The 11,961-nt window shown below is 68.2% G+C and carries 13 protein-coding genes; 3 read left to right on the forward strand and 10 right to left on the reverse strand.

The annotated features are described in order from the left end of the window. Positions 1-37: 37 nt before the first annotated feature. The 4 genes from VHAB30_RS13485 to VHAB30_RS13500 are packed head-to-tail and all read right to left on the reverse strand — an operon-like array spanning position 38 to position 4,253. A complete protein-coding gene (locus VHAB30_RS13485; protein WP_159277358.1) occupies positions 38-1,156 on the reverse strand; it encodes an enoyl-CoA hydratase/isomerase family protein in 1,119 nt (372 codons plus the stop codon). 27 nt (positions 1,157-1,183) lie between these two features. Next, complete coding sequence (locus VHAB30_RS13490) at positions 1,184-2,338, reverse strand: acyl-CoA dehydrogenase family protein (RefSeq protein WP_070059332.1); 1,155 nt, start codon at positions 2,336-2,338, stop codon at positions 1,184-1,186. After that, positions 2,335-2,733, reverse strand: coding sequence for a lysozyme inhibitor LprI family protein (locus VHAB30_RS13495; RefSeq protein WP_070059333.1), 399 nt, complete (start codon positions 2,731-2,733; stop codon positions 2,335-2,337). The genes VHAB30_RS13490 and VHAB30_RS13495 overlap by 4 nt, the downstream gene beginning before the upstream one ends. Further along, complete coding sequence (locus VHAB30_RS13500) at positions 2,730-4,253, reverse strand: CoA-acylating methylmalonate-semialdehyde dehydrogenase (RefSeq protein WP_070059334.1); 1,524 nt, start codon at positions 4,251-4,253, stop codon at positions 2,730-2,732. The genes VHAB30_RS13495 and VHAB30_RS13500 overlap by 4 nt, the downstream gene beginning before the upstream one ends. Positions 4,254-4,405: 152 nt before the next feature. Between VHAB30_RS13500 and VHAB30_RS13505 the strand changes: the two genes are divergently transcribed. Beyond that, entirely contained in the window at positions 4,406-5,314 is a 909-nt protein-coding gene (locus VHAB30_RS13505) for a LysR family transcriptional regulator (RefSeq protein WP_159277359.1), read from the forward strand. A 13-nt stretch (positions 5,315-5,327) separates the two neighbouring features. Here VHAB30_RS13505 and VHAB30_RS13510 read toward each other — a convergent pair whose 3' ends face one another. From VHAB30_RS13510 to VHAB30_RS13525, 4 genes are all read right to left on the reverse strand, one after another. Continuing rightward, entirely contained in the window at positions 5,328-6,395 is a 1,068-nt protein-coding gene (locus VHAB30_RS13510; RefSeq protein ID WP_159277360.1) for a DUF4241 domain-containing protein, read from the reverse strand. A 12-nt stretch (positions 6,396-6,407) separates the two neighbouring features. Next, positions 6,408-7,805 carry a CoA transferase gene (locus VHAB30_RS13515; RefSeq protein ID WP_159277361.1) on the reverse strand — a complete coding sequence of 466 codons (1,398 nt, stop codon included), beginning with the start codon at positions 7,803-7,805 and terminating at the stop codon, positions 6,408-6,410. Positions 7,806-7,911: 106 nt separating this feature from the next. Continuing rightward, positions 7,912-8,550, reverse strand: a complete 639-nt coding sequence (locus tag VHAB30_RS13520; protein WP_070059338.1) for a 3-oxoacid CoA-transferase subunit B — start codon at positions 8,548-8,550, stop codon at positions 7,912-7,914. A 1-nt stretch (position 8,551) separates the two neighbouring features. Continuing rightward, positions 8,552-9,355: a CoA transferase subunit A gene (locus tag VHAB30_RS13525; RefSeq protein ID WP_062476435.1), complete on the reverse strand. Its 804-nt coding sequence runs from the start codon at positions 9,353-9,355 to the stop codon at positions 8,552-8,554. A gap of 93 nt (positions 9,356-9,448) precedes the next feature. On the opposite strand from VHAB30_RS13525, the gene VHAB30_RS13530 reads away from it, so the two are divergent. Next, positions 9,449-10,015, forward strand: a complete 567-nt coding sequence (locus VHAB30_RS13530; protein ID WP_062476432.1) for a LuxR C-terminal-related transcriptional regulator — start codon at positions 9,449-9,451, stop codon at positions 10,013-10,015. Positions 10,016-10,156: 141 nt separating this feature from the next. On the opposite strand, the gene VHAB30_RS13535 is transcribed toward VHAB30_RS13530, so the two are convergent. Next, entirely contained in the window at positions 10,157-10,603 is a 447-nt protein-coding gene (locus VHAB30_RS13535) for a GNAT family N-acetyltransferase (protein WP_159277362.1), read from the reverse strand. Positions 10,604-10,807: 204 nt separating this feature from the next. On the opposite strand from VHAB30_RS13535, the gene VHAB30_RS30955 reads away from it, so the two are divergent. Then, positions 10,808-10,954, forward strand: coding sequence for a hypothetical protein (locus VHAB30_RS30955; RefSeq protein WP_167395007.1), 147 nt, complete (start codon positions 10,808-10,810; stop codon positions 10,952-10,954). A 16-nt stretch (positions 10,955-10,970) separates the two neighbouring features. Here VHAB30_RS30955 and VHAB30_RS13540 read toward each other — a convergent pair whose 3' ends face one another. Beyond that, complete coding sequence (locus VHAB30_RS13540; protein WP_159277363.1) at positions 10,971-11,936, reverse strand: Bug family tripartite tricarboxylate transporter substrate binding protein; 966 nt, start codon at positions 11,934-11,936, stop codon at positions 10,971-10,973. Positions 11,937-11,961: the final 25 nt, after the last annotated feature.

Below are 11,961 nucleotides of genomic sequence, written 5' to 3' on the forward strand. Positions count from 1 at the left end.
TCTTGTCTCCGTTGTTCTGTGCAGGGAATGGGGCCGGTCAGGTCAGCGAGGCCAGCTCCGCCGGCATCTCGCCGCGCGGACGCAGGTGGTCTTCGACGAAGGCCGGCGTGATCTCTTCGAGCGTGGCGGGGTTCCAGCGCGGGTTGCGGTCCTTGTCGACCAGCACGGCGCGGATGCCTTCGGCGAAATCCTTGTTCGCGCAGAAGCCCAGCGAGGCCCAGTACTCGAAGCGGAACACCTCGGCCAGCGACATGCGCGGCACGCGCTGCCAGAGCTCGAAGCTCAGCGCGATGGAGCTCGGCGCGCCCTTGGTGAAGGTCTTCGAAGCGGTCTGCAGCCAGGCGTCGTCGCTTTGCACGTCACGCAGGCGCTTGGCGATGTCGAGCAGGTCGTCGCCGGCCATCAGCGCGTTGATGGTGTCGTAGTGCTCGCGCACCTTCGAGGCGGGCATTTCGGCGCCCTCGCCCGCCTGGGCCAGGATGCGCGACAGCGTGGCGCGGTCGGCCTTGGCGTCGCCGCCGGCCCACTGCGTGGACGCGATGGCCTCGATCACCGCACCCTTGCGCTCGTGCGGCACCAGCACGTCGGCCAGGCCGCAGAAGATGGTGTCGTGCGCGTTGATGTTGGCGGCCGTGAGCGCCAGGAACAGGCCCGTGCGGCCCGGCGTGCGGCGCAGGAACCAGCTGCCGCCCACGTCGGGGTACAGGCCGATGTTGATCTCGGGCATGGCGATGCGGCTTTGCAGCGTCATCACGCGGTGCGAGGCGCCCGCCAGCAGGCCCACGCCGCCGCCCATCACGATGCCGTGGCCCCAGCACAGGAAGGGCTTGGGGAAGGTGTGGATCAGGTGGTCGAGCTCGTACTCCTCGCGGAAGAAGTCTTCGGCGTAGGTGTTGCGCGCGGGGCCGCAGTCGAGCAGCGTCTGGTACAGCTGGCGCAGGTCGCCGCCGGCGCAGAAGGCCTTCTCGCCCGCCGCGTCGAGCAGCACGCCGACGATGCCGGCGTCGGCCGCCCACTCGCGCAGCTTGGGCGTGAGCAGGCGCACCATGTCCACGGACAGCGCGTTGAGCGAAGCCGGCGCATTGAGCGTGGCTACGGCAAAACGCTGGCCGCCGGCGGTCTTGATTTCGTTGAAGAGAACTACGTTGTCGGTCATTGTTTTCAGGTCCTGGGTGCGGCGGGGTCAGCGGATGTCGCTGTCGCCTTCCAGCAATTTTCGCGCAACGATGACGCGCATGATTTCGTTGGTGCCTTCGAGGATCTGGTGCACGCGCGTGTCGCGCACCAGGCGCTCGAGCGGGAACTCGCTGAGGTAGCCGTAGCCGCCATGCAGTTGCAGCGCGTCGTTGCAGACATTGAAGCCCGCATCGGTCGCGAAGCGCTTGGCCATCGCGCAATAGGTGCTCGCGTCCGCATGGCCCGCGTCGAGCTTGCTGGCGGCCAGCCGCACCATCTGCCGCGCGGCGACCAGCTCGGTCGCCATGTCGGCCAGCTTGAACTGCAGTGCCTGGAAGCTCGCGATCGGCTTGCCGAACTGCTGGCGCTCGTGCAGGTAGCGGCGCGCTGCGTCGAGCGCGCCCTGCGCCGCGCCCACCGAGCAGGTCGCGATGTTGATGCGTCCGCCGTCCAGGCCCTTCATGGCGATGCGAAAGCCCTCGCCCTCCTTGCCCAGCAGGTTCTGCGCGGGCACACGCACGTTGTCGAAGTTGATGGTGCGCGTGGGCTGGCTGTTCCAGCCCATCTTGTGCTCCTTCTTGCCGTAGCTCACGCCCGGCGCGTCGGCCGGCACCGCGAAGGCCGAGATGCCGCTGGCGCCCGCGCCGCCCGTGCGCGCCATGAGCACCAGCACGTCGGTCGAGCCGGCGCCGGAGATGAAGGCCTTGTTGCCATTGATGACGTATTCGGCGCCCTGCAGCTCGGCGCGCGTCTTCAGCGACCCCGCGTCGGAGCCCGCGCCCGGTTCGGTCAGGCAGTACGACGCCAGCTTGCGCCCGCTCGTGAGGTCTTCGCCCCACTGCTGGGCCACCGCATCGGTGGCCCAGGTGCCGAGCATCCACGTCGCCATGTTGTGGATCGTGATGAAGGCGGTGGTCGAGGGGTCGACCGCGGCCATTTCCTCGAACACCAGCGCCGAGTCGAGCCGCGGCAGGCCCAGGCCGCCGATGCGCTCGGGCGCGTACAGGCCGCAAAAGCCCAGCTCGCCGGCCTTGGCGATGGCTTCGCGCGGAAAGACCGCCTCGGCATCCCACTGCGCGGCGTGCGGTGCGAACTCGGCTTGCGCGAAATCGCGCGCGGTCTGCGCAAAGGCGTTCTGTTCTTCGGACAGTTCGAAATTCATGGTTGACGACCCTTCCAGAGGTCCAGTTCGGCGGTGCGTTTGCGGGTCGATTTTTCCAGGCACGCGTTGAACACCAGCGGCCAGATCGAGCCGCCTTCGTTCGCCTTCGCGGCCCGCTTGCACCCGGGGTCGCGGCCCTTGAGCCAGGTCCGCTGCTCGGTGCGCAGCGCGACGCGCATCTGCGGCGAGAGCGTCTTCATCACCTCGCCGTAGCGGATGTTGAGCTCGGCGTCGGCCGCGCGGAAATCGCGCAGCGCGCAGTCGTTCATCTGCTGCTGGTTGCCGTTGGGGTTGCAGTCGACCGGCTCGTCGGAGCCGGCCGCCTGCGCCCCGCCGGCCAGCAGGGCAAGCGCCGCCGCGGCGGCCCAGGCTGCGACGCGAAGCCCCTGCCTCACTTGAGGCTGATGGTGGTGTTGACGCCCTGGCTCACGGTGCTGTCGTCGAACCAGCGTGCCGTCACGGTCTTGGTCTGCGTGTAGAACATGATGACCTGCTTGCCGTACGGGCCCAGGTCGCCGAGCTTGGAAGCGCGCGAACCGGTGAACGAGAACATCGGGACCGGCACCGGAATCGGCACGTTGATGCCGACCTGGCCCACGTCGATGTCTTCCTGGAAGCGGCGCGCCGCGGCGCCCGACTGCGTGAAGATCGCCGTGCCGTTGCCGTTCGGGTTGCTGTTGATCAGGTCGATGGCTTCGTCGATGGTCTCGGCGTCGGCAATGCACAGCACGGGGCCGAACACTTCCTGTTCGTAGATCGTCATGCCGGGCTTCACGCCGGTGAAGATCGTCGGGCCGACGAAGTTGCCCTTCTCGTAGCCGGGCACAGTGGGCTTGCGGCCGTCGAGCACGAGCTTGGCGCCGTCGGCTTCGCCGCGTTCGATGAGGCTGTTCACGCGGTCGTACGCTGCGCACGAGACCAGCGGGCCCACGTCCACGCCCTTTTCAGTGCCCGCGCCGATCTTCAGCGTCTTGGCCTTCTCGATGAGCTCGGGCACCCAGTTGCGCGCCTCACCCACCAGCACCGCGACCGACACGGCCATGCAGCGCTGGCCCGCCGCGCCGAAGCTCGCGCCGGCCAGCGCGTTGAGCGTCTGCTCCTTGTTGGCGTCGGGCATCACGATGGCGTGGTTCTTCGCGCCCATCATGCATTGCGCGCGCTTGCCGGCCAGCGTGGCGCGGTTGTAGACGTGCGTGCCGACCTTGGTCGAGCCGACGAAGCTGATCGCCTTGATGTCCTTGTGGTCGCAGATGCCGTTGACGACGGCTTCGCCGCCGTGCACCACGTTCAGCACGCCGGGCGGCACGCCGGCTTCGAGCGCCAGTTCGCACAGGCGCATCGTGACCATCGGGTCTTGTTCGGAGGGCTTGAGCACGAAGGTGTTGCCGGTGACGATGGCCATCGGGAACATCCACAGCGGGATCATGGCCGGGAAGTTGAACGGCGTGATGCCGGCGCACACGCCCAGCGGCTGCAGCAGCGTGTAGGTGTCGACGCCGTTGGCCACGTTGTTGGCCAGCTCGCCCAGTTGCAGGTTGCCGATGTTCGAGGCGTGCTCGACCACTTCGAGGCCGCGGAACACGTCGCCTTCGGCGTCGGGCAGCGTCTTGCCCTGCTCGGCCGTGAGGATCGCAGCCAGCTCGCCCATGTTCTCGCGGATGAGCTGCTGCAGCTTCAGGAAGATGCGCGCGCGCGCGCCCAGGGGCGTCTTGCGCCAGGTCTTGAAGGCTTCCTTGGCAGAGGCCACGGCAGCGTCGAGCTCGGCTTGCGTGGCGAAGGGCACGCGGGCCAGCACCTGCTGCGTGGCCGGGTTGACGACGTCGCGCCATTCGGTGGTCTTCGATTCGACGAACTTGCCGCCGATGAGCAGCTTGACGGTGGCAACCTGCGTCGAGGGGGTGGTGGTGGCGTCCATGGGGGTTTGTCTCCTGTGAATACGGGACCGGTTCGAACCGGTGCAGCCTGCATCCTAGCTTTGCAGATTTGCCATGACAATAGACAAATATGCGTCATCGCTTTGCAAAAATGCAAAGCACCGCACGCCACCCCGCACGAGGCCGCACGCACATGGACTGGGACAACCTGCGCTACTTTCTCGAACTCGCCCGCTCGGGCACGCTGATGAGCGCCGCGCGCCGGCTGGAGGTCGACCACACCACCGTCGCGCGGCGCATCCAGGCGCTCGAAAAGGAGGTGGGCGCGCCCCTCTTTTCGCGCGAGGCCGGCGGCCACCGGCTCACCGAGGCGGGCCGCCGGCTGCAGCCCCAGGTCGAGGCGATGGAAAGCGCCTTCCAGGCCGTGGAGAGTACTGCGCCGGCCTCGCAGGAAGGCCTGTCGGGGCTGGTGCGCATCGGTGCCACCGAGGGCTTCGGCACCGTGGTGCTGGCGCCGCAGCTGGCGCTGTTCGCGCTGCAACACCCGAAGCTCACCATCGACCTGCTCGCGATGCCGCGGCTGGTGCACCTGTCGCGGCGCGAGGCCGACATCGTGATCTCGCTCGAACGGCCCGCGCGCGGGCCGGTGGTGGTCACCAAGCTCACCGACTACACGCTGCGCCTGTACGCTTCGAAGCAGTACCTGGCCGCGCACAAGCCCATCAAGACGCGCGAAGACCTGCGCGGCCACACCTTCATCAGCTACGTGGACGACCTGCTGTTCAGCAAGGAGCTGCAGTACCTGGACGAACTGCACCGCCCCGACAGCTTCGCGCTGCGCAGCACCAGCGTGCTGGCGCAGCACCGGGCGGTGGCGGCGGGCGCGGGGATTGCGGTGCTGCCGGCGTTCATCGCGCAGGACGACCGCGCGCTCAAGCCGGTGCTGCCGGACGCGGCGAACTTCACGCGGACCTTCTGGATGTCGATGCCGGCGGAAACGAAGCACCTGGCGCGCATGCAGACGGTGTGGGAATTCCTGCGCGCGACGGCCACGGCCCAACAGCAGGTGCTGTTGCCCGACAGCGCGGCGAACGCCAGGTGACCGGCTCGCGCGCTCAGGAAAACAGGCGCTTCAGGAACCCAGGCTTGGCCGCCGGCGCCGGTGCAGCAGCCTTTTCCAGCAGTTCGATCAACCCGTCCACGCGCGGCTTCTTGAGCCGGCGCGCGTAGTCGATGTAGCTCTCTTCCTCGTCCATGCGATAGAACTGAGGCGGCATCGGCAGTTGGCCCTGCACCGCCGCCAGCAGCACGCGCAGCGCGTCCAGCTGGTTCATGCGGATGGCGCTCATGATCGCGGTCTCGCCGAGCGAGGGGACGATCTCGTTGGGCTGCGCGAGCCCGCTGGCGAGCAGGGGCTGGATCGCCGCCGCATCGCCTGCGACCGCCGCCGCGCCCAGCGCCTCGAGCGCCGCCAGCTTCTCGGGCGAGAGACTGGCCACATAGGCGTCGCTGCGCTTGTCGTCCTCGTCGCGCGCGTCACCGCCCTGCATGACCATGAAGTCGGTCACGAGCGCCACGGGCTCGCCCGCGGCATCAAGCGCCCAGAAGCTCGGGTAGCTGCCGTCGCCCCAGCCGGCGCTGAAGATCAGCACGTTGTTCGCGCTGCCAGCGCCCAGCGGGTAGTGGTCGGCGATGTCGGCCGAGGCGAGGTCGGCGCCGAGCACGTCGTCGTAGTAGCTGACGTACTCGGGGTTGGTGGCGGACTCGCGCGCCTCGCGCTCGGCCATGGCCTTGGCGCCGTCGGCATCCATGAAGCAACCGACGCCGGCATCGACCGGGTAGCCATAGAACTCGTCGCTGCCGAGTTCATCCTGCGATTGCCCTTCGAGCAGCGCGGCTTCCCAGCGCAGCTCGCCCGCCTGCAGGCCGGCGCGTTCACGCAGCCACAGCACGGCCAGTGCATGGCGGCCGCCGCCTTGCAACACCTCGACGGGAAACGCGCCCCGCCCGCTCACGCTGCGAGCGAAAGGCTCGCGCTCAGGCTGCACCAGCGGGTCGCAGGCCACGATGCGGCCGCTCGTGAGGTTCAGGGCGCCGCAATGCTGGCGCTGCAGATGCCGTGCGCGCAGCGCCTCGTCGTCAAGAAAAATGCTCTGGAGGTTGTCGATGTCTAGGTAAGCCATTCGCCCAGTTTCTCATCCCCTGGCAGCCGCGGGCCATACGGGCGGATGGCTGCCCGGTGGCATCGACGGCCGCGGCCAGGCGGCCGGTGTATGTGACAGCTGCGCGCTGTGGCGCACCGCAGCCAGTTCGCCGAAGCCCGAGGCGGAGGTCTCGACGTACGGCGCGACATCGGCCCGCGCGATCGACAGCCCGCCGTCCACGCGCCCCAGCCCGCGCAGCCACTGCCCCGTCTGCGCCAGCGAGACCTGCACATGCCAGCTGCCGCCCTCCTGCAGCTGGCGCCACAGCGCCGCGGCGGCGCCCAGGGCGATCAGGTAGCCGCTGGCTTCGTCGAGGATCTGCATCGGCATCGGGCGCGGCTTGCCGTCGCCCGCGGCCTCGCCCTCCGCATGGTTGAAGCCCATGGCGGTCTGCACCAGCGAATCGAAGCCGCGCCGATCGGCCCACGGCCCCTGCGTGCCATAGGCCGTGAGCGACACGCAGACGATGCCCGGCCGCTCGCGCGCCAGCGCCTCGGGGCCGAAGCCCAGCGCCGCGATGCCGCCGGGGCGGTAGCCCTGCACGAAGACATGCGCATCGGCGACGAGGCCGTGCAGCACGGCGCGACCTTCATCCGTGCACAGGTCCACGTGCGTCGAGAGCTTGCCGCGGCTGGTGTCGGCGATGGATTCGATGTTCGGCAGGTTCGGCGAATTGACCAGCATCACGTCGGCGCCATAGGCCGCCAGCGCCCGGCCGCCGACCGGCCCCGCGAGGATGCGTGTGAGGTCGAGCACGCGCAGGCCTTCGAGCGGGCGCTGGTCGTCGCGCAAGGGCGGCAGCGTGCGCGGCGGTGCATCGCCGATGCGCTCGATGGTGAAGAGCGGCTGCGCCGCCACCGCCTGCCCGTGGGGCGAGGCGTCCCATTCGTCGAAGCGGCGCAGTGCGGTCGCCACCAGGCCTTGCGCGGCGGCGGCCGATTCGAAATCGACCGCGCGCCAGCCGGCCATCGCGGCCTCGGCGTCGGCGCGCGTGGCGTTGGCCGGGTCCAGCTTCATCAGGCGCAGCGCGCCTTCGCGGTGGTGCTTGAAGTTGGCGTGGATGCGCACCCAGCCGTCGGCGCAGCGGTACATGCCGGAGAAGGTGTCCCACAGATCGGGCACGCGGCCGTCGAGGCTGAACCAGCCCGTGCAGTCGAGCGCGGCGTGCAGCATGTCGACCGCGACCTCTTGCCGCGCCACGCCGCGCCGGTGCCCCAGCTCGCAGGCCGCGAGCGCGGCGGCCGCGATGCTGGCCTGCGCCGCGAGGCCGACCGCGAAGGACGACGGCAGCACCGGGTCGGCGCCCGTGAGCCGCGCGAAGGCCAGCGCTTCGGCGGGCAGCCCCGCCAGTTGCCAGAGACCGGCCAGGACTTCTTCACTCGTTGCCATGCGTCGCCCCTTCAGGGAAGGAAAAAAAGAAATGAAAAAGGCAGGGTCCGCTTGCGCGGCCCTGCCCTTGTTGTTGTCGTTGCGTTCGCGACCTTGTGCCGATGGCTTACTGGATCAGCTTCGCACCGGTCTTGGCCTGCAGCGCGTCGAAGCTCACGCCCGGCGCCAGCTCGATCACCTTGAGGCCTTCAGGCACGACGTCCATCACGGCCAGGTCGGTGATGATGCGATCGACCACACCCACGCCGGTCAGCGGCAGCGTGCATTGCTCGAGGATCTTCAGGTCTTCGGTGCCGTCCTTCTTCTTGGCCACGTGTTCCATCAGCACGATCACGCGCTTCACGCCGGCCACGAGGTCCATGGCGCCGCCCATGCCCTTGACCATCTTGCCGGGGATCATCCAGTTGGCGAGATCGCCCTTGGCGCTGACCTGCATCGCACCGAGGATCGACAGGTTGATCTTGCCGCCGCGAATCATCGCGAAGCTGTCATGGCTGCCGAAGATGGCCGAGCCGGGCAGCGTCGTGACGGTCTGCTTGCCGGCGTTGATGAGGTCGGCGTCGACGTTGTCCTCGGTCGGGAATGGGCCGATGCCGAGCATGCCGTTTTCGCTCTGCAGCCAGACTTCCTTGGTGCCGGTGTGGTTGGCCACCAGGGTCGGGATGCCGATGCCGAGGTTGACGTAGAAGCCGTCTTCGAGTTCTTGCGCGGCGCGGGCCGCCATCTGGTCTTGGGTCCAGGGCATCTCAGGCTCCTTCTTTCTTGTTGACGGCCTTCACGGCCGATTCGCTGCCGGCGGCGGCGGCCTGGGCGATGGCGGTCTGGGCCTCGACCTTGGCGGCGGCGGCATCGACCGAGGCGCTCACGGTGCGTTTCTCGATGCGCTTCTCGGGCGTGGCGTTGAGCACCAGGCGGTGCACGTAGATGCCCGGCAGGTGGATGTCGTCGGGGGCCAGCTCGCCCACTTCGACGATCTTCTCGACCTCGACGATGCAGACCTTGCCGGCCATGGCGGCGGCGGGGTTGAAGTTGCGCGCCGTGAGACGGAAGCGCAGGTTGCCGGCCTTGTCGGCCACGTCGGCCTTGACCAGCGCCACGTCGGGCACCAGCGAATGCTCCATGACGTAGGTCTCGCCGCCGAACTCGCGCAGCTCCTTGCCTTCGGCCACTTGCGTGCCCACGCCGGTCTTCGTGAAGAAGGCCGGAATGCCGGCGCCGCCGGCGCGCAGCTTCTCGGCCAGCGTGCCCTGGGGCGTGAATTCGAGGGCCAGTTCACCGGCCAAGTACTGGCGCTCGAACTCCTTGTTCTCGCCCACGTACGACGCGATCATCTTCTTGATCTGGCGCGTCTCGAGCAGCTTGCCGAGGCCGAAGCCGTCGACGCCCGCGTTGTTCGAGATGACGGTGAGGTTCTGCACGCCGGAATCCTTCAGCGCGTCGATCAGCGCTTCGGGAATGCCGCACAGGCCGAAGCCGCCGACCGCGAGCGTCTGCCCGTCGGCCACGACCCCCTTGAGTGCCGCGTCTGCGGAGGGATAAATCTTGTTCACTCGGGCTCCTTGATGGGTGGTGGAGAGTGGGTGGGAAAGGCTTCAACGATACTACCTACTCGTATACGTAGTATTTCGTAATGGTGACACCCGATGCCCGAGATCGATTACCGGCTGGCTTTTGAACATGCACCCGTCGGCATGGTGGTCTCGAGCAACCGCACCATCGTCGCCTGCAACCAGCGCGTGTGCGAAATTTTCGGCGCAGAGCCCTCCGCGCTGGTCGGGCATTCGTTCAGCATCCTGTACCCCAGCGTGGCGGAGTTCGAGCGCATCGGCAAGCGCATGGAGCCCTTTCTGAACGCCAGCGGCCACTATGCAGACAACCGCATGATGAAGCGGCTGGGCGGCCTGCACGGTGCGCTGGCCGGCGAGACCTTCTGGTGCCACGTCACCGGCCACGCGATGAACCGCGCGGCGCCGCACGAGGCTGGCATCTGGACCTTCGAGGACCTGGGCTCGCGCCGCGCGGTGAAGGCGGAGCTCACGCCGCGCGAGCGGGAGGTGGCGGCGCAGGTGATGCGCGGGCTGACGTCGAAGGAGATCGGGAAGGCGCTGGGCATCAGCCATCGCACCGTTGAATTGCATCGGGCGCGGTTGATGCGCAAGTACGCGGCGGCTACGACTGCGGAATTGGTGCAGAAGCTCATCGCGGGGTGATTCTTTTCAGGGCGCGTGCACAGGCCACTGGGTACTTCCCTCCGCGAATGTCCCCCGGGGCTGCGCCCCTCCTCCTTGATTTCGCTGCGGGAAGCACCCAGTGTCCTGCGCACACTGAGTGCGGTCGTGGTGCGGGGCGCGCTAGAGCACCATCTCCATGCGCACCAGGTCCCGCAGCGGAATGCCGTTCTGCTTCGTCGCCTTGCCCCAGCGGCGCACGAAGTAGTCGACGTCGACGCCGACGATCCGAAAGCCGAAGCGTTGGTAGAAGGCCAGCTCGCGCAGGCTGCTGTTGCCCGTGCCGACTTCGAGCCGGTGCGCGCCGCGCTGCCTGGCAAGCGCTTTCGCCTTCTTGAGCATCGCGGTGCCGATGCCCTGGCCCTTGTGGGCTTCGGCCACGGCGATGTTCATGACCTCCCAGGTGTCGACGCGCGTGGCCATGAGCACCATCTGGCCGACGACCACGCCGGCCTGTTCGGCCAGCCATTGCTCACCGCGCAGCAGGTACTTTTCGATCTCGGGGCGCGGGCCGTCCGCGTCGAACAGGAGCGGCCAGGGCACGGCGTCCGCCGGGGTGGCCGTGCGCATCGTCAAACCCTTCATGTGCGTGTTTCGTTCTTTCCGTTGCATGACTCCATTCTGAGTTCTGAGCAGAAGTTCCCTGCCAGAGCCCCCGGATCGTTGCGAAAACGGAAACGCCGTGTCGACAAAACCCATGCGCCATCGCCGGTTGAGAGGCCTATCGTAGAACCCACGCGAACACATCGTTCGCCCCTCACAGGAGCAGACACCATGTCCACACCCCTTCATTCGGAAAAGAACCTCCTTCAGCAAACCAGGCTGTCCGTGGCCCAGGCCCGCGCGCTGGCCGGGCACCAGGTGCCCGTGGCGCTCGGCCTCGCGGCGGTGATCCTGTCGGTGCTGGGCGTCAAGCCCTGAACCTGGCGGAGGGCCTTCACTCCGGCTTGATGTCGGCGCCCTTGATCACCTTCGACCAGGCCGCGAGTTCCTGGTCGACGAACCGGCCCAGCGTCGCCGGGTCCATGTAGGTCGCGAAGGCGCCCTGCTCGTCCACCTTCTTGCGGAAGGCCTCGCTCTCGACGATCTTCCGGATCTCGGCGCTGAGCTTGTTCACCACCTCGGGCGGCGTCTTCGCCGGGGCGAACACCGCGAACCACGACTCGACCTCGTAGCCCGGCAACCCGGCCTCGGCCGAGGTCGGCACGTTCGGCATCGACGCGTGCCGCTTGCTGCCGGTGTACGCCAGCGGCTTGATGCGGCCGCCCGCGAAGTGGCCGATGACCGAGGGCGGCGTGGTGATGAAGATGTCGACATTGCCCGCCACCAGGTCGTTGATGGCCGGCCCCGAGCCCTTGTAGGGCACGTGCGTGGCCGGCTGCTTGGTCTGGCGCGACAGCAGCTCGCCGGCGATGTGCTGGATCGAGCCATTGCCCGACGAGGCGTAGAACAGGCCGCCCTCCTTCTTCCTGCCGTACTCGATGAGTTCCTTCATCGTGGTCACCGGCAGCTTGCCGCTCACCGCGACCACGTGCGGCGCGCGCATCACCATCGCCACCGGCACGAAGTCCTTGCTCGGGCTCCAGCGCAGGTTCGGGTACAGCGACGGGTTGCCGACGTGGTAGCCCGAGTACTGCAGCAGCAGCGTGTAGCCGTCGGGCGCGGCGCGAGCCACGAACTCGGTGCCGATGTTGCCGCTGGCGCCGGGCTTGTTGTCGACCACGACCGGCTGGCCCAGCGCGCGCTGCAGCGGGTCGGCGATCAGCCGCGCCATGATGTCGGTGGAGCCCGCGGGTGCCGTGGGCACCACGAAGGTCAGGGGTTTGGAAGGCCAGGTGTCGGCTTGCGAGGCGGCGGCGGCCAGCGCGAGGCCGACCGCCAGCAGGCGGTGAGCGGGTTTCATGGGTTTGTCTCCAGTGGTTTTTTGT

The organism is Variovorax boronicumulans (assembly GCF_009811375.1).
GTDB classification, from domain to species: Bacteria; Pseudomonadota; Gammaproteobacteria; order Burkholderiales; family Burkholderiaceae_C; genus Variovorax; species Variovorax boronicumulans.

Bases quoted from the DNA above. Each gene is read 5' to 3' on its own strand.
- VHAB30_RS13485 (WP_159277358.1), bottom strand. From the start codon at position 1,156: ATGACCGACAACGTAGTTCTCTTCAACGAAATCAAGACCGCCGGCGGC.
- VHAB30_RS13490 (WP_070059332.1), bottom strand. From the start codon at position 2,338: ATGAATTTCGAACTGTCCGAAGAACAGAACGCCTTTGCGCAGACCGCG.
- VHAB30_RS13500 (WP_070059334.1), bottom strand. From the start codon at position 4,253: ATGGACGCCACCACCACCCCCTCGACGCAGGTTGCCACCGTCAAGCTG.
- VHAB30_RS13505 (WP_159277359.1), top strand. From the start codon at position 4,406: ATGGACTGGGACAACCTGCGCTACTTTCTCGAACTCGCCCGCTCGGGC.
- VHAB30_RS13510 (WP_159277360.1), bottom strand. From the start codon at position 6,395: ATGGCTTACCTAGACATCGACAACCTCCAGAGCATTTTTCTTGACGAC.
- VHAB30_RS13515 (WP_159277361.1), bottom strand. From the start codon at position 7,805: ATGGCAACGAGTGAAGAAGTCCTGGCCGGTCTCTGGCAACTGGCGGGG.
- VHAB30_RS13520 (WP_070059338.1), bottom strand. From the start codon at position 8,550: ATGCCCTGGACCCAAGACCAGATGGCGGCCCGCGCCGCGCAAGAACTC.
- VHAB30_RS13530 (WP_062476432.1), top strand. From the start codon at position 9,449: ATGCCCGAGATCGATTACCGGCTGGCTTTTGAACATGCACCCGTCGGC.
- VHAB30_RS13535 (WP_159277362.1), bottom strand. From the start codon at position 10,603: ATGCGCACGGCCACCCCGGCGGACGCCGTGCCCTGGCCGCTCCTGTTC.
- VHAB30_RS30955 (WP_167395007.1), top strand. From the start codon at position 10,808: ATGTCCACACCCCTTCATTCGGAAAAGAACCTCCTTCAGCAAACCAGG.
- VHAB30_RS13540 (WP_159277363.1), bottom strand. From the start codon at position 11,936: ATGAAACCCGCTCACCGCCTGCTGGCGGTCGGCCTCGCGCTGGCCGCC.